This window comes from Leucobacter albus, from assembly GCF_039528015.1.
GTDB classification, from domain to species: domain Bacteria; phylum Actinomycetota; class Actinomycetes; order Actinomycetales; family Microbacteriaceae; genus Leucobacter; species Leucobacter albus.
In genome coordinates this window covers 79,206-98,435 of sequence record NZ_BAAAKZ010000008.1, presented here as the reverse complement: position 1 = coordinate 98,435, position 19,230 = coordinate 79,206, and the positions used below count along the sequence as shown (strand labels likewise).

At 69.0% G+C, this 19,230-nt stretch carries 16 protein-coding genes and 1 pseudogene; 8 read left to right on the top strand and 9 right to left on the bottom strand.

Going from position 1 to position 19,230, the window contains the following annotated elements; translation table 11 throughout:
• The first annotated feature begins 188 nt into the window (after positions 1-188).
• The 5 genes and pseudogenes from ABD115_RS09620 (at position 189) to ptsP (ending at position 5,262) form a co-directional block, all read left to right on the top strand.
• The gene (locus ABD115_RS09620; RefSeq protein ID WP_343960499.1) at positions 189-911 is read left to right on the top strand and encodes a MazG nucleotide pyrophosphohydrolase domain-containing protein; all 723 of its coding nucleotides are present in this window, start codon (positions 189-191) and stop codon (positions 909-911) included.
• A 138-nt stretch (positions 912-1,049) separates the two neighbouring features.
• Positions 1,050-2,048, top strand: coding sequence for a dihydroxyacetone kinase subunit DhaK (gene dhaK / locus ABD115_RS09615; protein ID WP_343960498.1), 999 nt, complete (start codon positions 1,050-1,052; stop codon positions 2,046-2,048).
• Positions 2,049-2,050: 2 nt separating this feature from the next.
• Positions 2,051-2,692 carry a dihydroxyacetone kinase subunit DhaL gene (dhaL, locus tag ABD115_RS09610; protein ID WP_343960497.1) on the top strand — a complete coding sequence of 214 codons (642 nt, stop codon included), beginning with the start codon at positions 2,051-2,053 and terminating at the stop codon, positions 2,690-2,692.
• Positions 2,693-2,694: 2 nt separating this feature from the next.
• Positions 2,695-3,447: pseudogene (dhaM, locus tag ABD115_RS16620) on the top strand (dihydroxyacetone kinase phosphoryl donor subunit DhaM); the annotation flags it as partial.
• A 117-nt stretch (positions 3,448-3,564) separates the two neighbouring features.
• The gene (ptsP, locus tag ABD115_RS09605; protein WP_382388751.1) at positions 3,565-5,262 is read left to right on the top strand and encodes a phosphoenolpyruvate--protein phosphotransferase; all 1,698 of its coding nucleotides are present in this window, start codon (positions 3,565-3,567) and stop codon (positions 5,260-5,262) included.
• On the opposite strand, the gene ABD115_RS09600 is transcribed toward ptsP, so the two are convergent.
• Positions 5,252-6,226 (bottom strand): response regulator transcription factor, encoded by a 975-nt coding sequence (locus ABD115_RS09600; protein WP_343960495.1) that lies wholly within the window; start codon positions 6,224-6,226, stop codon positions 5,252-5,254. The two genes, ptsP and ABD115_RS09600, sit on opposite strands and share 11 nt — an antisense overlap.
• A 128-nt stretch (positions 6,227-6,354) precedes the next feature.
• Positions 6,355-7,188: a helix-turn-helix transcriptional regulator gene (locus tag ABD115_RS09595; protein WP_343960493.1), complete on the bottom strand. Its 834-nt coding sequence runs from the start codon at positions 7,186-7,188 to the stop codon at positions 6,355-6,357.
• A gap of 165 nt (positions 7,189-7,353) precedes the next feature.
• On the opposite strand from ABD115_RS09595, the gene ABD115_RS09590 reads away from it, so the two are divergent.
• Both ABD115_RS09590 and ABD115_RS09585 read left to right on the top strand, forming a co-directional pair.
• Positions 7,354-7,722 carry a DUF485 domain-containing protein gene (locus ABD115_RS09590; RefSeq protein ID WP_343960492.1) on the top strand — a complete coding sequence of 123 codons (369 nt, stop codon included), beginning with the start codon at positions 7,354-7,356 and terminating at the stop codon, positions 7,720-7,722.
• Positions 7,719-9,362 carry a solute symporter family protein gene (locus tag ABD115_RS09585; protein ID WP_343960491.1) on the top strand — a complete coding sequence of 548 codons (1,644 nt, stop codon included), beginning with the start codon at positions 7,719-7,721 and terminating at the stop codon, positions 9,360-9,362. The genes ABD115_RS09590 and ABD115_RS09585 overlap by 4 nt, the downstream gene beginning before the upstream one ends.
• Positions 9,363-9,527: 165 nt before the next feature.
• Here ABD115_RS09585 and ABD115_RS09580 read toward each other — a convergent pair whose 3' ends face one another.
• The 3 genes from ABD115_RS09580 to ABD115_RS09570 form a co-directional block, all read right to left on the bottom strand.
• Entirely contained in the window at positions 9,528-10,397 is an 870-nt protein-coding gene (locus tag ABD115_RS09580; RefSeq protein ID WP_343960489.1) for an enoyl-CoA hydratase/isomerase family protein, read from the bottom strand.
• A complete protein-coding gene (locus tag ABD115_RS09575; protein WP_343960488.1) occupies positions 10,394-11,674 on the bottom strand; it encodes a CaiB/BaiF CoA transferase family protein in 1,281 nt (426 codons plus the stop codon). Before ABD115_RS09575 ends, ABD115_RS09580 begins: the two co-directional genes overlap by 4 nt.
• Before the next feature lie 170 nt (positions 11,675-11,844).
• Positions 11,845-13,257, bottom strand: a complete 1,413-nt coding sequence (locus ABD115_RS09570) for an SLC13 family permease (RefSeq protein WP_343960487.1) — start codon at positions 13,255-13,257, stop codon at positions 11,845-11,847.
• A gap of 141 nt (positions 13,258-13,398) precedes the next feature.
• Here ABD115_RS09570 and ABD115_RS09565 point away from each other — a divergent pair, with 141 nt between their 5' ends.
• On the top strand, positions 13,399-14,157 hold the full coding sequence (locus tag ABD115_RS09565; RefSeq protein ID WP_343960486.1) for an IclR family transcriptional regulator: 759 nt from the start codon (positions 13,399-13,401) through the stop codon (positions 14,155-14,157).
• Positions 14,158-14,555: 398 nt separating this feature from the next.
• On the opposite strand, the gene ABD115_RS09560 is transcribed toward ABD115_RS09565, so the two are convergent.
• The 4 genes from ABD115_RS09560 to ABD115_RS09545 all read right to left on the bottom strand — a co-directional run bounded on the left by ABD115_RS09560 (position 14,556) and on the right by ABD115_RS09545 (position 19,152).
• Positions 14,556-16,193, bottom strand: coding sequence for an OPT/YSL family transporter (locus ABD115_RS09560; RefSeq protein WP_343960485.1), 1,638 nt, complete (start codon positions 16,191-16,193; stop codon positions 14,556-14,558).
• 69 nt (positions 16,194-16,262) lie between these two features.
• Positions 16,263-17,207, bottom strand: coding sequence for a DUF1177 domain-containing protein (locus tag ABD115_RS09555; RefSeq protein WP_343960484.1), 945 nt, complete (start codon positions 17,205-17,207; stop codon positions 16,263-16,265).
• Complete coding sequence (gene pepE / locus ABD115_RS09550) at positions 17,207-17,935, bottom strand: dipeptidase PepE (protein ID WP_343960483.1); 729 nt, start codon at positions 17,933-17,935, stop codon at positions 17,207-17,209. The genes ABD115_RS09555 and pepE overlap by 1 nt, the downstream gene beginning before the upstream one ends.
• On the bottom strand, positions 17,932-19,152 hold the full coding sequence (locus tag ABD115_RS09545; protein WP_343960482.1) for an aminotransferase class V-fold PLP-dependent enzyme: 1,221 nt from the start codon (positions 19,150-19,152) through the stop codon (positions 17,932-17,934). Before ABD115_RS09545 ends, pepE begins: the two co-directional genes overlap by 4 nt.
• Positions 19,153-19,230 lie beyond the last annotated feature (78 nt).

The window sequence follows — 19,230 nt, the reverse complement described above, 5'->3', positions numbered from 1 at the left end:
TGGGCCCCGGGCTTCGATCGCTTGCAGGCCTTCTGCTCGCTTGTGAAGGTAGAGCTACTGCTTGCCTAACCCAGTGCCTGGCTGTTGCGCGAACTCGCGCTCAGTTCGGCGGCGGTGCTGACGCAGCCAGGCGCCGGTCGCGGCACCACTCTTCGCCGACGGGCAGGCACACCCGCTAGGCTCGGGGTATGGATGCTGGCGCCGACAGACCCACCCCGACACCCGCAAGCGAAGCCGTGCAGGGGGTTCTCGACACCGTGCGGCGCCTCGTTGGAGAGGGCGGCTGCGCGTGGCATGCGGCCCAAACGCACGAGTCGCTCGCACCGTTTCTCATCGAAGAGACCTCCGAGTTCATCGACGCGATCGAGCGGGAGCTGCCCCCAGAAGAAATCAGGGGCGAACTCGGCGACGTGCTCTATCAGGTGCTGTTTCACGCGGTGCTCGCGGAGCAGCGCGGCGAGGGTTACGACCTCGCGAGCGTCGCCCGCTCGCTGAACGAGAAACTCATCGCCCGCCACCCGCACGTCTTCGGCGACCGGGGCTACATGAGCGTCGAGGAGCTCAACGCCGAGTGGGAGCAGCTCAAAGAAGACGCGGCGGGGGAAGAGCGCGGCTCGCGCGCGCCTCTCGAGGGCATTCCAGCCGGGATGCCGACGCTCGCCAGGGCCGCGAAGGTCGTCGAACGGCTCAAGCGCGCGAAGCTCGTCGACCCGTCGGCCGCCGAGCGCTCCGCAGAAGACCCGCTCTCGGCGGCGATCGGGCCGGCCGAGGCAGCGATGGCCGAGGTGGGAATCGGCGACGCGATGCTCGCGCTCGTGATCCGCGCGAACGCGGCCGGAGTCGACCCAGATCGGGCGCTCAGGCTCGCCACGAACCGGCTAGCCGCCCGCGTCGCGGTAAACGACGGCTGAATTCTTCGGGGGCTAACCCCGCTCGGCCTGCCGACTCCCCGAGAAGCTCCTATGAACTCTTGACGCGCGCCGCGCGAGGCGAGAGGGTTAGACCGAGGCCGCCTAACGGAGGGCGCCCAGCAGGAGGAGTGATTCTCGATGAAGAAGCTGATCAATGGAGTTGACGACGTTGTCGCGGAGTTTCTGCTGGGGGTCGCGGCCGCGCACCCAGAGCTGCACGTCGACCACGAGCACCGCATCATCGCGCGCGGCGGCGGCGCGAAGCCGGGCAAGGTCGGCATCGTTTCGGGCGGCGGGTCGGGCCACGAGCCGCTGCACGGCGGCTTCGTCGGCACAGGCATGCTCGACGCGGCCGTCGCGGGCCAGGTATTCACCTCGCCAACGCCCGACCAGCTGCTCGAAGCGACGCGGCTCGTCGACGGCGGCGCCGGCGTGCTGCACCTCGTGAAGAATTACACCGGCGACGTCATGAACTTTGAGATGGCCGCCGAGCTCGCCGCCGCCGAGACGGGTGTCGAGGTCGAATCGGTGATCATCGACGACGACGTCGCGGTGCAGGATTCGCTGTACACGGCCGGGCGGCGCGGTGTTGGGCTCACGGTGCTCATCGAGAAGATCGTCGGGGCCGCCGCCGAGGAGGGGCGTGACCTCGCCGCGGTTGCGCAGCTCGCGCGAGACGTGAACGCGAGCGGGCGCTCTATGGGCATGGCCCTCACGAGCTGCACGGTTCCGGCCGCGGGCAAGCCGACGTTCGAGCTCGCAGACGACGAGATGGAGCTCGGCGTCGGCATTCACGGCGAACCCGGCCGCAAGCGCGTCAAGCTCGCCTCGGCGAAAGAGGTGGCGGCGAGCCTCGTCGAGCCGATTCTCGCCGACCTCGATTTCACCGGTGCGCCCGCGATCGTGATGCTCAACGGCATGGGTGGCACGCCGCTTCTCGAGCTCTACCTCATGTACGGCGAGGTCTCGAAGCTGCTCGCCGAGCGCGGCGTCACGGTCGCGCGCTGCCTCGTCGGCAACTACATCACCTCGCTCGAAATGGCGGGCTGCTCGGTGACCGTGCTGCGCGCAAGCGACGACATGCTTGCGCTCTGGGACGCGCCAGTGAACACCCCCGGCCTGCGGTGGGGAGCGTAACGATGACCGATGTGATCACGCTCTCCCAGCTCACCGCGTGGCTGCGGCGCTATTCCGACACCGTCACCGCAGAGCGGCAGTACCTCACCGACCTCGATGCCGCGATCGGCGACGCCGACCACGGCAGCAACATGAGCCGAGGTATGGCGGCGGCGGTAGCGAAGATCGACGAGGCGACGCCGGAGTCGGTTGGCGCGTTTGGCAAGGCCGTCGGCATGACGCTCGTGTCGACCGTCGGCGGCGCGAGCGGCCCGCTCTACGGAACGCTGTTTTTGCGCTTCGGGGCGACCGGGGGCGACGCAACCGAGCTCGACGCCGCCGCGCTCGCGGCCGCCCTGCGGGCGGGCGTCGACGGGGTGATCGCGCGCGGTAAGGCCGAGGCGGGCGACAAGACCATGCTCGACGCGCTGCTGCCGGCGGTCGCGGAGCTTGAGGGTGCAGCCGCGTCTGGGGCCGGCCTCGCCGAGGCGGCCGCTGCTGCTGCTGCCGCCGCCGAGGCCGGCCGAGACGCGACCGCACCGCTCGTCGCCCACAAGGGGCGAGCGAGCTACCTCGGAGAGCGCAGCGCGGGTCACATCGACCCGGGCGCCGCGTCGAGCGCGCTGCTGCTGCGGGCGCTGGCCGACGAGCTCGCGGGCGCCTGACCGTGGTCGGCATCGTCGTCGTCTCGCACAGCGCTCAGCTCGCGGAGGCCGCGCTCGCGCTCGCGCTCGAAATGGTCGCAGGCGCCCCGCCGCGGGTGGTGCTCGCGGCAGGCACGTCAGACGGCGGCTTCGGCACCGACGCGGTGCGGGTCGCCGACGCGATCGCCGAGGCAGACGACGGGCAGGGCGTCGTCGTGCTCACCGACCTCGGCTCGGCGGTGCTTTCGGCCGAGATGGCGCTCGAGTTTTTGTCAGACCCAGACGTCGAGGTGCGTGTTGTGCCGGCTCCGTTCGTCGAGGGGCTGCTCGCCGCGGTCGTGCGCGCGGCCGGCGGTGCGAGCCTCGCCGAGGTAGCGGCGGAGGCCGCCGGCGCGCTCGCGGGGAAGATCGAGCAGCTCGGTGGTCAACCGGGTGACGAGGGTGGAGCAGATACGGGCGCCGGGTCAGCTCCCGGTGAGCACGCGGCGGCCTCGTCGGCGCGCTCCGGTGCCTCCGCGGCGGCTTCCGTGGAGGCCAACGCCGCCGCCCGCGAGGTGCAGATCGTGAACCCTGCTGGCCTGCACGCGCGGCCGGCCGGGCAGCTCGCGGCCGCGGCCGCGGGCTTCGACGCCACTGTGACGGTGACGACCGCCGCGGGCCGCAGCGCGGTTGCCGTGAGCGCGCTCGGCCTCGCCGGCCTCGGCACGCGCGCGGGCGACACTGTCACGCTCACCGGCGAGGGGCCTGAGGCGCAGGCCGCGGTTGCAGCACTTTCAGCCCTCATCGCCGAGGGCTTTGGCGAGGCCGCCGCGGGTCGTGGAGCGGGTGCGCCGGGCGAAGCGCCGCGCTCCGCCACACGCACCGCCGCGTCGGCGGCACCGGGCGCGCAGCCGATCGGCGTGAGCCCCGGCCGGGTCTTCGGGCCCGTGCTGCGCATGCCCGATGCCCTGCCCGAGCCAGACGGGAGCGCGCGCCTACCCGAGGGCGAGCGCGATGCCGCGGTCGCGGCGCTTGAGCGCGCGGTTGCCGCGGTGAGCGCCGGCTATCGCGCCCGCGCCGACGCGGCCGAAACGCCGGCGCCCGCGTCGCGGGGCGGTGCTCTCGCCAGTTCGGGATCCGCACCCGCCAGCGCCGAAGTGCTGCGCGCAACCGCGGCGCTCGCGAGCGACCCCTCGCTCATCGCAGACGCGACCGCGGCGATTCGCGAGCGCGGGCTCACTCCCGAGGCGGCGGCCTGGGAGACGCTCGAGACCGTCGCCGCGCAGTTCGCCGAGGTCGGTGGGTTGCAGGCGGAGCGAGTCACCGATCTGCGCGATATCCGCACGCGCGTTGTCGCTGAGCTCACGGGCGCGCCGCTTCCAGGCATCCCGGAGTCAGCGGAGCCGTTCGTGCTCGTCGCCGACGATCTCGCGCCGGCCGATACGGCCGAGCTCGACCCGGCGCGCTGCATTGCCATTCTCTCTGCCGAGGGCGGCCCCACCTCGCACACCGCGATCTTGGCCCGTGGGCTCGGCATCCCGGCGGTCGTCGCGGCGCCCATCGCGCGCGAGCTCGTTGACGGCGACATCGTGCTCGTCGACGGCACGACCGGTGAGGTGATGCGCGACCCCGATGCGACCCAGCGGGCCAGTGCGACGAGCGAACCCGCGGTAGCGCTCGAGCCCTTCGCCGGGCCAGGCGCGACCGCCGACGGCACTGCGGTCGGCATTCTCGCGAACGTCGGCGGCCCCGCCGATGTCGCGGCGGCTGTCGAGCGCGGCGCCGACGGCGTTGGGCTGTTTCGCACCGAGTTCTGCTTTCTCGGCAGAACGGAGGCCCCCGGCTTTGACGAGCAGGTCGCCGCCTACCGGTCGGTGCTCGAGGGGTTTCGCGGCGGGCACGTCGTGCTGCGCACGCTCGACGCCGGCTCCGACAAGCCGCTGCCGTTTCTCACCCCGGAGCACGAACAAAACCCGGCGCTCGGGGTGCGCGGCTTTCGCACCGCGCGCCTGCACCCCGACGTGCTGACGCTGCAGCTCGAGGCGATTGCGGCTGCTGCCGGGCAGGTGCCAGACACTGCGGCCTGGGTCATGGCGCCCATGATCGCGACGGTGACAGAGGCGGCCGATTTCGCCTCTCAGGCGCGCGCGGCCGGCCTCGACACCGTTGGCGTGATGGTCGAAACCCCGGCCGCGGCGCTCATGAGTGCTGAGCTGTTCGCGCACGTCGACTTCGTGAGCCTCGGCACGAACGATCTCGCGCAATACACCATGGCGGCCGACAGGCTGAGCGGGCCCCTCGCCGAGCTCGGTGACCCGTGGCAGCCCGCCGTGCTGCGGCTCATCGCCGAGTGCGCGACGGGAGCCGCAGGTAGGCCAGTGGGCGTGTGCGGCGAGGCCGCGGCAGACCCGCTGCTCGCCCGCGTGCTCGTGGGGCTCGGGGTGACAAGCCTGTCGATGACGGCCCGCGCGGTGCCTGCCGTTGGAGCGGCTATCGGCGAGACGAGTCTTGCGCAGTGTCGTTCCGCTGCCACTGCAGCGGTGGCGGCGACAACTGCGCGCGAGGCCCGCGCGGCCGCGGCAGCGGTGATCGCAGTCGAGCCTAGGGGATGAGCCCGAACCCGCGCGCGGCGGTGACTGCCGCGTGGCGGGTCGGCGTTTCGAGCTTGTGCATCGCCGTCTTGAGGTAGCCCTTGACGGTGCTCTCAGCGATGCCGAGCGCGGCGGCGATGTGCTGATTCGTGCCGCCGCGTGAGGCCTCGCTGAGCACGTCGAGCTCTCGGGCCGTCAGGCGCACCTCGGTCGCCGGCGGCTCGGCGCGCCCGATGCCGGCGAGGCGCCGCTCTAGGGCCCCCAGCGCCTCCCTCGCGACCGGGTCGGTGGTAGCGGCAGCGATGCGGCGAATTTCAGCGTGGCTGCTCCTGAGCTCCTCGATCACGGTTCCCGGGAGGGCTGCCGGCACAGCGGGCACAGCGGGCACAGCGGATGCGGGTGCGGTTGCGGTTGTGCTGTGCGACTGTCTGTGGTGGGTCGGCGCTGAGACGAACGCGGTTGGTGCCGCAGTGGCCGCTGCTGTCATCGCCGCCGCCGTAGGTGCCGTCGCCGCCTCGGCCCCCGCCGCTGCGGACACCGAGCCGCGGGCGAGGCTCGCCGCCCGGGTCAGATCGTCCGCTCGTAGCCAGCGCGCGAGCTCCTCGCTCACTCCCGCGGCGGCCTGCATGAACGTGGCGTCGGGGGCGGTCTCGCCGCGCGTGCCGCCGTAGAGCACCGCGCGCGTCACCCCGTCGACGACGACTGGCACCGCGACGAGCATGACGATGCGCTCGGCGCCGATTTCGAGGTCGTAGTCGTGGCTAATGGTCTGAGACGACATGTAGTCGCGGGTAAACCGCGGGCGGTGCTCGATCATCGCCTTGCCGCCGAGCCCCCGCCAGTTCGCGACACGCAGCCCCTGCAGGCTGTGGCCCTCCGTGCCCGAGAGCGCCGTCACGGTCGTGACGCCGTTCGACTCGTAGCCGCCGAAGGCGAGCGGAAACCCTGTCGCGCGCGAGAACTCAGTGACGGCTTCCTGCAACATGCGCTGATTCGCCACGTTCATAGCTGGCAACATTGGCACTCCGAACTTCCGAGGGGTAAGTACATACATACCACGATTCGCGCCGCGACAACCGGTTGCGGTGCTGAGTGCTGGGAGCCGACGCGTCGCTACACAATGAGCCCCTGCTGGCGCGCGGCCGCCACCGCCGCGTGCCGAGTCGACGTCTGGAGTTTGCCCATCGCTGTCTTCAGGTAGCTCTTGACGGTGCTGCCGGCGATGCCCAGTGCGAGCCCAATCTGCGCGTTGGTCGCCCCGAGTGCCGCGTGACTCAGCACGTCGAGTTCGCGCGCGGTGAGGCGAACCGTTGCTCGGGCCCGCTCGGGGTGCTCGATGCCGAGCAGACGGTTTTCGAGCTCGGCCAGGCGCTCGCGGGCGACAGGGTCGGTGGTTTCCGCGGCGATTCTGCGCACCTCTGCGTGGCTCCTGCGCAGTTGCTGCAGCGCCGGCCCGGGCAACTGCGTGGCCGAGCCACCAGCCGGTAGCTCGAGCGGGGCGTCTGCGCGGCGGATCTCGTGGGCGAGATCTTCGGTGACGCCCGCGGCTGCGCGCATAAACGACTCATCGGGAGGGGCTTCGCCGCGAGTGCCGCCGTAGAGCATGGCGCGGGTGTCGCCTTCGACGACAACGGGAACGGCGATGAGCATCACGATGCCCTCGCCGCCGATTTCTTTGTCGTAGTCGTGACTGAAATGGGTGGAGGCGAGGTAGTCGCTCGTGAACCTGGCTCGGTGCTCGCTCATGGCCCTGCCGCCGAGCCCGCGGTTGTTCGCAACCCGCAGGCCGTGCAGGCTCGATCCATTGGTTCCGGTGAAGGCCGACACGTTGATGATGCCGTCTCGCTCGTAACCGCCGAAGGCGACGGGAAATTTCGTTTCGCCCGCGAAGGCCGCGACGGCGGCCCTGATGAGTCGCAGTTGCTCCGATGAGTGTGTGTGGGGCATGCTCGCTCCCTACTTTCGGGGGTAGTGCATGCTTATCACGATTTCTAGCATCGGCACCAGACCTCAGTTAGGTGGTCTTCAGGTTTCGGTCGATGTGTAATTAGCTCGCAACTGCTGCTACCGGTGCCGGAGCCTGAACATCTGTGACAGGGCAAGGAGGCCCATATGTCAGAAGACACCGCTCCACCGCAGGTGGACGAAGCGAGCCCGATCGACTATCTGGCCGTGCAAGGGGGCTCGGAGTTTCGGGAGCTGCGGCGCAAGCTGCGACGGTTCGTGTTTCCGCTCGCCGCGGCCTTTCTCGCGTGGTTTTTGCTCTACGTGCTGCTGGGCGCCTACGCGCACGATTTCATGGCCATTCCGCTGCTCGGCATGAATATCGGGCTGTGGTTCGGGCTGCTGCAGTTCGTGTCAACGTTCGCGATCACCACCGCCTACGTCATGTACACGAATCGCAAGATCGACCCGCTCGCCGAGTCGATCCGAGCCGACCTTGAGGCCCAAGCCGCATCACACAACGGAGGTGAAGCATGAACGGAACCCTGAGCGTGCTGGCGCAGCCCGCGACGATCGTGAAGAGTGTCGGGGCGGCCGAGCAGAGCCCGGTGCTCAACATCTCGATCTTCCTCCTCTTCGTCGCGGTGACGATGGTCATCGTCATTCGCGCGAGCAGAAACAGTCGAACGGCTGCCGACTTCTACGCCGGGGGGAGATCGTTCACCGGCAGGCAGAACGGCCTCGCGATCGCGGGCGACTATCTGTCGGCGGCATCTTTTCTCGGCATCTGCGGCGCAATTGCAGTGAACGGCTATGACGGCTTTTTGTATTCGATCGGGTTTCTTGTCGCGTGGCTCGTCGCGCTGCTGCTCGTCGCCGAGCTCATGCGCAACACCGCAAAGTTCACGATGGCCGATGTGCTCTCCTTCCGATTGAAGGAGCGGCCGGTTCGCATGGCTGCCTCGATCACGACGCTCGCCGTGACGTTCTTCTACCTGCTGGCGCAGATGGCGGGAGCCGGTGGGCTAGTGTCGCTGCTGCTGGGCGTTGACGACAGCCTCGGGCAGTCGCTCGTCGTCGCGGTGGTCGGGCTCGTGATGATTCTCTACGTGCTCATCGGCGGCATGAAGGGCACCACCTGGGTGCAGATCATCAAGGCAGCGCTGCTCATTCTCGGGGCGGGGGCGATGACCATCTGGGTGCTCGCGCTCAAGGGGTTCAACTTCGCTGCGGTGCTCGAAGCTGCCGTGAACAACCCCGAGAACACGAACGGCGACGCCATCTTGGTGCCGGGCATTCAGTACGGCGCCATGCCGATCGACTTCGTATCGCTCGCGCTCGCGCTTGTGCTCGGCACCGCAGGGCTGCCTCACGTGCTCATGCGCTTCTACACAGTTCCGACTGCGAAGGCTGCAAGACAGTCGGTAGTGTGGGCGATCTGGCTCATCGGCATCTTCTATCTCTTCACCCTGGTGCTCGGCTATGGCGCCGGCGCCTTCGTTGGCCCCGAAACGATCACCTCGGCGCCCGGCGGTGTGAACTCTGCGGCCCCACTGCTCGCGGCGGAGCTCGGCGGCCCGGTGCTGCTCGGCTTCATCTCAGCGGTCGCGTTTGCGACGATTCTCGCGGTTGTCGCAGGCCTGACGATCACCGCATCGGCCTCGTTCGCTCACGACATTTACACGAACGTGATCAAGAAGGGTCAGGTGACCCAGAAGAAGGAGGTGCGGGTCGCCCGATACACGACAATCGTGATCGGCATCGTCGCGATAGCCGGCGGCATCGGGGTGCAGGGGCAGAACGTCGCCTTCCTCGTGGCGCTGGCGTTCGCGGTCGCTGCGTCGGCGAACCTGCCGACGATTCTGTTCTCGCTGTTCTGGAAGCGCTTCACCACCAGGGGAGCGCTCTGGTCGATGATCGGTGGCCTCATCGCGGCGGTCGGCCTGATCGCCCTGTCGCCCGTGATCTCGGGGCAGCCGAACTCGATGTTCGGCGACGGCGTCGACTTCGCGATCTACCCGCTGTCGAACCCGGGCATCATCTCGATTCCGGTCGGGTTCTTGCTCGCCTGGCTCGGTTCGATCACTGACAAGACCGTCGAGTCGCCGGTGCGCGCCGCAGAAATGGAGGTGCGTGAGCTCACCGGCTACGGCGCCGAGCCGCCGGTGAAGCACTGAGCACGGGGCCCCGGGGCCCTGGGACCCTGGGGCCCTGGGGCCCCGGGCCCCGCTGCGCTCGATAGGTGATCTGCCCAAGACAGGCCACAATCTTGACTCTCGAGCCTATGGTCTGCAGTTTTCGCGGTGAGCGACGGGTGCCCCGGAGGCCCTGGCACCCGTCGCTCACGCAGGCGCGTTGCCCCGCCAGCTGAACTCGGGGGAACGCCCGGCGAGAAACGCGGGCCTGCCCGAGGCGAGATCGGGGTTGGCGGGCATCTCGCGCCACACCTCGCGCCAGGCCGCATCGAGGTCGCCGCCGCCGAGGCCCTCCGCCCCCGTGCCGGCGTCGATGAGCCGCTTTGACGTCTGCACCGAATACTGCGAGTTCGCGGCAACCCTGGCAAGGTACTCGGCGGTCGCGACGTCGAAGTCGCCGGCTGGCAGCAGCGCCGTCACCAGCCCCCAGCGCTCAGCGTCTGCTGGGCTGATGCGCGCGCCGCTGAAGAGGAGGTACTTCGCCCGGTCTGGCCCGACCATGCGCACGAGCCTGGCCACCCCGCGCCGCGGGTAGACGATGCCGAGGAGCGCAGGGGTGATCGCGATGCGGGCGTCGTCTGAGCACAGCACCACATCGCACGCCGAGGCAAGCTGCCAACCGCCGCCCATGCAGATGCCGCGTACGAGCGCCACCGTCGGTTTTTGGGCCGCCCCGAAGGCCTCGTCGGCTGCGGTGAGGTGGTCGAATGACGGCCGTGGATCCGCCCCGCTGGTGCTGCTCGCTGGGCCGAGCGGCGCCCCCGGCGAGCCGGGGCCAGCCTCTGGCGCATCGAATAGCACCCGCGGGAGCTCCGCGATATCGGCGCCGGCCGAGAAATTACCGCCGGCGCCGGTGAGCGCGATCACCCGCACCGCCGGGTCGCGGTCGAGGTCGCGCACGGCGCTCGCGAGGTCATCGCAGAGTTCGGGGGTGAGCGCGTTGCGTTTGGCGGGCCGGTCGATCTCGATGGTGCCGATGCCGTCGCGCACTGCGAGGCGGATCGCGCCGCCGGTCACTTTGCAGCCCCACTGGCTGCGGCGCCAGCCCCGCCGGGGGTGACACTTGCGCTGCCGCCCGGTGCCGCCGACGCGGCGCCCCCAACTACCACCCCGTCCGCGAGGAGTGCCGCGAGCTCGGAATCGGCGATGCCGAGTTCGGCGAGCACCTCAGCCCCGTGCTCGCCAAACCCCGGCGGGGGCAGCCGCACATCGGTCGCCGCGCCGTTGAGGTTCAGCGGGCCCCGAATCACCCTGAGCGCGCTGCCGTCGCCGCGCACGGTGTCTCGAATCATGCCGAGCGCCTCGGTGTGCGGGTGCGCGAGCACCTGCGCGTAGTTCTGAATAGCGCCGCAGGGAATGCCGACGGCGTTGAGCGCCTCGATCCAGGCCTCTGCGCTGTCGCGGGCCAGCAGCTCGGTGAGCAGCGGCCGCAGCTCCTCGCGGTGCTCGGTGCGATCGCGGCTCGTCGCAAACCTAGGGTCGTGCTCGAGCTCTGGCCCACCGATTGCCGCGCAAAAGCTCCGCCAGTGCGCCGCCGTCGTCACGGCCAGCACGATGGGCTCCGTTCCGGTCTCGAAGACACCGTATGGGGTGATGCTCGGGTGGTCGTTGCCCTGCGGGCGCGGCGGCGTGCCGAGAGTGAGCGCGCCCTGCCCCTGGAACACCGACAGGCTGAGCGCCGTCTCGTACAGCGAGGTCGATACCCTGTCGGTCGGCGCCGCCGCGCTGCCGTGCTTCGCGCGGCCGAGGAGCGCCGCGAGCAGGCCGATCGCCGCAGACATGCCGCTCGTGAGGTCGACGATTGGCAGCCCGACACGGTAGCCGCTCGAATCGGCTGGGCCGGTGATCGAAGTGATGCCAGACACCGCCTGAATGACCTGGTCGAGACCCGGGCGGTCGCTGAGCGGCCCCGTGTCGCCGTACCCCGTGACCGAGGCGACGACGAGCTCGGGGTTGAGTTCGCGCAGCCGCTCGTCGGTGTAGCCCATCGCTGCGAGGGTGCCTGGCTTGAAATTCTCGACGAGCGCGTCGGCCCCGGCAATGAGCCTGTCGAGAATCTCGGTGCCGGCGGGGGAGTAGAGGTCGAGCGCGATCGACCGCTTGTTGCGATTCACCGAGTCAAAATACAGGCTGTGAGAGCCCTCGAAGGGGGGCCACGACCTGGCCGGGTCACCGCCGCGGCCCGACTCGACTTTCAAGATGTCGGCGCCGAGGTCTGCGAGCAGCGCCGTGCACAGTGGCCCGGCGAGCGCGCGGCTGAGGTCGATGATGCGGAGGGAGCTCAGGGGAAGCATGGCCGATTCCGTTTCTGATTGGGGTGGAAGGTGGTGTGTGCTGGGTTTTGGCCGGGTGGCGGCCCGGCGCCGGGTGCCGGGTGCCGGGTGCCGGCTGCCCGATCGCCGGCCGGGCGCCGGGCCCGGGCAGCCGCCAGGCGGCGAGTGCCCGCGCCCGGGCCAGCCGGCGCCTAGAACATAGTGGGGAGCACGAGGGTGCCGACGAGCAGCACGGGCCCGACGATGACCATCGAGAGGCCCCAGCGGGTGAGCAAGCGGTTCATGCGCGGGCGCTCCTCCTCGTCGACCGTCGCGACGAGCGTGGCGCCGACCGTAGAGAACGGCGAGACGTCGACGATCGAGGAGCAGACGCCGAGAGCCGCGATAACTGCCCACCCCGCGATGTCGCCCGATGAGACGAGCGGAATGGCGAGCGGCACGAGCGCGGCGAGCATGCCGGTGGTCGATGCGAAGGCTGAGATGAGCCCGCCGATGAGGCAGATCACGAACGCCGCGGCGAGCGGCGTGCCAACGTTGCTAGCCGCCTCGCCGAGCAGGTCGACGGCGCCCATGTGCTCGAGCACGCCGACGAACGTGATGATGCCGCCGACCATGAGCACGGTCGACCAGTCGATCTTCGACACCGCGGTCTTGCCGGTGCTCGGGTCGATGAGGGTGAGCACGGTGCCGAACGCGAAGCACAGCACGCCAATGTCGGGGCTCATGCCGAGCGCCGCGAGCACGATGACACTCGCGATGAGGCCGAGCATGCAGAGCACGGTCGCGACCTGCACGCCAGACATGCGGGGGAGCGCGGGTTCGCGCAGCTGCGGATCCTCGAGTGTCTGAATGCCCGACGTGACCGCGTGGCGGCTCTGGTAGGCGTGGCCCTCGCGCTCGAACGGGTGCTGCGGGGCGGGCTTCGCCGCGCTGAGCGCAGGAAGGTCTTCGGGAACGAGGCCGCCGCGACCGGCGGTGCCCACACCGTTGCCGGCGCCGTTGCGGCGGAACAGGGCGAACCCGCCGAACATGAAGTACGCGGCCGCGAGCAACAGCAGGTTTGCTCCGACGGCCACAGCGAAGAGCACGAGCGGGTTGAGGTCGATGTTCACGGAGTGGGCGGTGCCGTAGGTGACGATGCCGAAGAGGCTCGTGGGCGCGAACGCGCCCGCGCTCAGGCCCGACCCGATGGCGAGACCCATGAGCATGCGGTCGATTCCGTATTTCTTGGCGAGCGGCATGCCTACCGGTGCCATCACGAGACCTGCGAGCGGCGAGCCCATTGCGCTGATGCCCGCCGTCAGCACAAAGAACGCGAGCGGCAGGAGAGCCGCTCGGTCGCCAACGAGCCGAATGGCGCGTTCGATGATGCGGTCAACCGTGCCGTTTGCCTGCGCGATGCCGAAGAAGTAGGTCACCCCCACGAGGAGCACGAGCAGCGAGACGGGGAAGCCGCCGATGACCTCGGGGAGGGTCATACCGGCGAGGCCGAGCCCGACGCCAGCGGCGGCGGCAAACATGATGACGCCGAGGTGTACCTTGCGCAACGTTGCGAGGGCGAACACTCCGACGAACAACAGCAGTGCGATGATTTGGGCCGTCATTGGCCAACCTTTCACTCGAAGTTCGAAAACCAAAATCCCACATCGGTTCGCTAGTTGAACCGCTGGTTCATTTCTTGGTTTTCTCTAAGGTATGGGTAGCGGCGCTTTCCGTCAAGGGCCAGAAGGCGCAATGATGGAGCCATGAGTACGCAAAGTGTGGTGACCGCCGTCCGAGTGATCGAGGCGGTCTCAGAATCGCAGCCCGTCGGGCTCTCTGACCTCGCGCGCACGCTCGACGCGTCGAAGGCAACCGTGCTGCGGGTGCTCAACACGCTCGCCGAGCTGCGCTGGGTGCAGCAGAGTGAGTTGGCAAAGCTGTGGTCGCTCACCCCGCACGCCTACGCTGTCGCCGTGCGCAGCGGGCCGATGAGCTCGCTTCGCGACATCGCGATCGGGCACATGAACACGCTGCAGCTCGCGACGACGGAGACCGTGCACCTCGCGATCCCAGACGGCGACATCCTCATTCTCGCGGAGCGCCTGGACACCCCGCACGTGCTCCGCGCATTCTTGCCCCTCGGCAGCAAGATTCCGCTGCATGCCTCGGCGACCGGAATCGCCTTCCTCGCGGCCTCTGAAGACTCCTTCATTGCCGAATACCTCGCCTCGGCGCTCGACAGCGTCACCGAGCGCACGCTCACCGACCGTGACGTGCTGCTCGCCGAGATTTCCGCGGTGCGCGCCCGTGGGTACTCCATCAACGAGGAGGGGCTCAGCAGTGGCATCACCTCGCTCGGCGCCGCGATCTTGGGGCCGGGGGGCGACCCGCTCGGGAGCGTCTCGGTGTCTGGCCCGTCGAGCCGCATCGTGCCCGAGCGCTACACCGAGTACGGCCAGGCGGTGCACGCCGCGGCGCGCTCGATCGGCCGCTCGGCGGCGCAGGCGGGCACCCGACTCTAGCAGGCGCCCTGCTCAGGGCTAGCAGGGCGCGGTGCTCGACTCGAGCGGGCCGCTGCGCTGGCTGGCTGCGCTGCGCTGCATAGGTGATCGGCCCAAGATGTGCCCCAACCTCGGGTTTCGAGCCTAGGGGCTGCAGATTGCCCCTGTGAGCGCAGATGGGCTCCGGCCTGTGTGCCATCGCGGTAGCTGCGCTGCATAGGCGATCAGCCGCAGATATGCCCCAACCTCGGGTTTCGAGCCTAGGGGCTGCAGATTGCCCCTGCGAGCGCGCGGGGCCCGGCGCCCCGAGCCCCGCGCGCCGGGCCCCGCCGAGCACAGCACCCAGCAACAGCACAGCGCCCCGCCGGCCGCCTCCCGAGAGAGGCATGCCCGGCGGGGCACTAGCTCACAGCGACCGCCTAGAACTTGATGACCTTGCCCACATTCATAATCGAGTCGGCCGCGATCACGCCGGCACCGACGAGCGAGAGCTCCTGCTCGCCCTGCTCACCACGCAGCTTCGTCCAGACGATGCGCGCGACCAGTGCGACAAGCACGAGCCAGCCCGCATTCGGGGTAGCAACGAGCAGGCCGGTGGCAAACAACACACCCATTTGGCGCTTCGAGCCGCCGAAGAACTGAATGAGCGCCCCGGGAATCGCCCACAGCGCCATCGTCAGCATGATCTTCGGGTCGGTAACCCCGGCCATGATGGTGTCGGCGAACACCTTCGACGACGGGGGCAGCTTGCCCTCGGCGAAGAGCCCCTGCCACGACACCGCCACCACGCCGATGGCGACGACGATAGCGATGATGGCCGCCTTCAGCTGCTCGCGGCGACCGATGAGCTCGGCGGCCTTCCAAGGCTTGAGCTCGCGCCTGAGAATCCAGCCGGTCTTGTAGTCGTACCCCATATCGGCGAACGCCGGGCCGGTGGCCGAGCAGTAGGCCACGAGCATCACGAGCGGCACGGTCGGAATGTTCAGCATGAGGCCGAAGATGAGGAAGATGAGGGTGACGGCGAACGCGGGGAACCAGCCGGCGTGCATTGCGGCCAGCCCGACGATGAGCTCGTGCACGATCGCGGCGACACCGGCGAACAGCACGAAGCCGATGAGCCCCCACATGGTCAGGTGGTTCATCGCACCGCCGATGAGCGCGATGAGCAGCGCCCCGACAACGAACAGTACGTAGCCAAGCCCGAGCGATTTACCCAACCGTGCACTGTCGATCGTGTACTGCAGCGTCTCGTCTTCGGCGACGGCCTGCAGGCGCGCGGTCTCGGTGAGCTTCGCCTTCTTCGTGCGGGTGCCGAGAATGAGCCAGATCACCTGGAGCAGGGCGACGACGCCCGCGCCGATCATCACGCCGTGCGCGACGTAAATCTCGCCGAGGTTCACGTTCCAGAGCGCGGGCGCGTACTGCGACAGCAGCAGCCCGATGCCGAACATCAACAGCGCCCAGAAATTGCCGATGAGGGCGACGCCGCCCGCGGCCATCGGCAGGGAGAATAGCGAGCCGACAACGCCGACACCGGCGCCGCCGAGCAAAATCAGCGCGCGCTTGCCGCCAGACGCGCCAGCGCGAATGGTCTCGGCCGCGGCGACGCCGGGAGGCCACGGCGCCGAGGCCGGCATGAAGCGCGAGCCGAAGGCGCGGTACAGAATGAACACGTCGATGAGCACGCCGAGCGCGCAGCCGATGAGCATCGGCCACACGAGCTCTGGCATGCCGAGCGCGTACGGAATCGCGATCGGCGCGAGCAGCCCGTTTGCGGCGGCGAAGGTCGCGGTCGAGATCGCGGTCTGCAAGATATTTTGGCGGTGTGGATCGCGGAACTTACTCAAGCCCATGAACGACAAACGCCCGATGAGCATTGCAATCACGGCGCCGATAACGCTTGTGTTTGCCGAGATGCCGAGCGTGGTGATGAGGTGAACGCCGATTACGGCGCCGAGCAGGCTGAGGAGTACCGAAACGACGAGGGTGCCAAGCTCGAACGCTCGGGGATGCGCCGCGGCAACGTTGCCGAGCCGCGCACCGGTGGGTGAAGTCATGATGTGTCTTTTCTCATGGAGGGATGCTCCTGCCGAGCGACGAGGGCGCCACGCGGCAGGAGCATCAGGTTACTGCTGGAAGGAGGTGAGCTCGCCGTACTGCGCGATCAGGGCCGCGTGTTCGGTGACGTCGTAGAACGCGATCTCGCCGCGGGTGAAGCTCTTCGCGGTCTCGACAGCGAAGCGGGTTGCGTCAAGCAGCGGGGTCTCGTAGCTCGCGCCTGTCGAGGAGCCCGGAACGACGGCGCGCGCGGTGAGCGCGACTCCCACGACGGGGGCCTTGGTCGCGATCGTCGGCTGCATGATCGAGTTGAAGTGGCGGTACCCGTTGCCGTATGGCGTGATGTCTTGCTGCGCGAGCGGAAACGTGCGGGCCGGCTCGCCCGTCGCGTACTCGAGCACGGTCACGAGGTCTGGCGACACCGGCAGCAGGTAGCCGGCCTTCGCCGTCGGCGAGATCGCGATGCCGCGGTGGTTGATGAGTCGGTTACCCTTCGAGGTGTCGAACGACAGGATCGCGTCCATGCGCTCGTCGACCTCGAACTCGTTCATGCGCTCCGATGACACGGGAATGCCCATGAAATCGACGGGCTCGCGCGGTGTGATGCTCACGTGCGTCGCGATGTGGGTCGTGACGATCACGTCGCCGCGGAGCTTGGCGCCGGCGGCGGCGAGGCGCAGCAGCCGCAGGGCTGCGGCGATCACGACGATCGATCCGTCGGCATCAGACACGTACCCGATGCGCTCGGGCTGCGCCTGCTGCGCGCCGAGCCTGCCGACGAGGCCGAGCGTCGGGGCGTCGCCGCAGGCGCTGCGGCCCTGTTCGCCGCGGATGATGACCTTGACGAAGTCGCAGTTCTGGCTCGTGTCTTCCGGTGCCTCGTAGGGCACGCTGGTGACGGTGATCTCGGCGCCGGGGGCGGCAGCCGAGCGCAGCAGCTGCGCGATCCGCTCGCCCGAGAGGCGCGGATCGTCCATCTCATCTGAGACCTCGAGAATTTCGCGAATCGACATCAGGCCACCGGCCCCTGAATCTCGGCGAGCTCGAACGATGCGCCTGCCGCGATCGTGCGCACCGGCTTGCTGCCGGAGAACACGAGCGCATCGTTATCGCCGAGAATGGTGCCGCGTGTTCCGGTGACGTGCAGCGCACTGCCCTCAACGAGGCCGAGCACCTCCTCGCCCGGGTTGATCGCGGTGAACTCGGCGAGGCGCTCCTCGCGGCTCTCGCCGTTGTGCCCGGCCGGCTTGCCCGGAATGAAGTGCGGGTTGATCTGGAACGGCACGAGGCCGATCGCACCAAACGACGGCGGTTCGACGATCGGCATGTCGTTGGTCGTGCGAATCGTGGGGGTCGCGACGTTCGTGCCGGCGCTCCAGCCGATGTAGCGGGTGCCGTGGTTGGTCACGCGCTCGCGAATCTCGGCGACGATCTCGGCGCCGTACAGGCGGGTGAGTAGGGCAAAGCTATTGCCACCACCGACGGCGATCACGTCGGCCTCGCGCACGGCCGCGACGGGGTCGTCGAAGCGGTGGATCGAGGTGAGCTGTGCCTCAGCGTTGGTGAACGGGGGAGCCGCGAGCTCCTCGTACGCGTCGTACGAGAACGAGACCGCTGCGTAGGGAACGAAGAGCACCTTGCGGCTCGTGCCCTCGAGAATGGTGTCGAGCTGGCTCGTGGCGTGCTCGAGGTATCCGAGGCTGCCCATTCGTGAGCTGCTCATCAGGAGTGCGGTTGTCATGCGTTGGTTCCTCTCTCGGATTCGATCGCTGCGATGAGGCGATCGATCTCTTCGGTCGTGTTGAAGTAGTGCAGCGAGACCCGCGCCATGCGCTCGACGCCAAACGCGGCGAGAATGGGGGTCGCCATGAAGTGGCCGGCCTCGATGATGATGCCGCGGGCCTCGAGCGCGAGCGTGAGCTTCGCCGGGTCGACGCCCGCGATGTTGAACGGCAAGATGCCCAGGCGGTCAGCGTCGTCTGCGGGCCCGTAGATCTGCGCGCCGTCGAGCTCGCGCAGTTTCGCCGCGGCGTAGGTGGTGAGCTCGCGTACGCGGTCGTGGATCCGCCCGATGCCGAGACCGTGTGCGGTATCGACCGCGGCGCCGAGCGCGAGAATCGCGGGAATGTTCGGCGACCCGGCCTCGAACCTGCGCGCCGTCTCGGGGAACACCACTTCGCCGGCGTCGTCGAAGCTCGCGTTCCACCAGCCAGCGAGCATGGGCGTCATCTCGGCGAGGTGTCGCTCCCGTACCGCGAGCACGCCCGAGCCCTCGATGGCGCGCAGGCCCTTGCGTGTGCACGCCGAGATGAAGTCGCACGGCCACACGTCGAGGCCCACCGGCATCATGCCGAGCGCCTGCGCCGCGTTCACGTGGGTGAGCACGCCGCGCGCGGCGGCCAGCTCGCAGATCTCAGTCACCGGCTGCACGGCGCCCGTCACGTTCGACATCGCTGCGAAGGTGATGAGCCGCGTGCGGTCGGTGATTGCCGCGGCGATGGCCTCGGGGGTGAGCAGGCCGCTCGTGCCGCCCTCGACGGTGACGATCTTCGCGCCGGTCTCGTTCGCGACCATGCGCCAGATCGCGATGTTCGAGAGCATCTCGGTGTCGGGCACGATGATCTCGTCGCCCGGTTCGAAGCGGAGCCCGCGCGCGACGAGGCTGATCGACTCGGTGCCGTTGCGGGTGAACGCGAGCTCAGCAGGCTTCGCGCCCATGAACGCGGCGACCCTCGCGCGGATCTCGTCGAGTTGGGCGTAGATCTCGGCGCGCAGGCTCGGCAGGTAGGGGCCGGTGCGCGCCGTCTTCCACAGGTAGTCGGTTGCGGCCTCGACCGCGGCGACCACCGGGGGAGCTGCCGCTGCCGTGTCGAAGTACAGGTATGTCTCGCCCGACTCGGTGGTCGCGAGTGCTGCGCCGGCGCGATTCGCACGCTCGTGCGCCTGCCAGTCCGTCATTGGATCGCCTCTTTCTGTGATTCGCGCCGCCGCGACGGGGCGCTCCCTAAGAATTGGTCATCGGCCAGCGACGGGCAA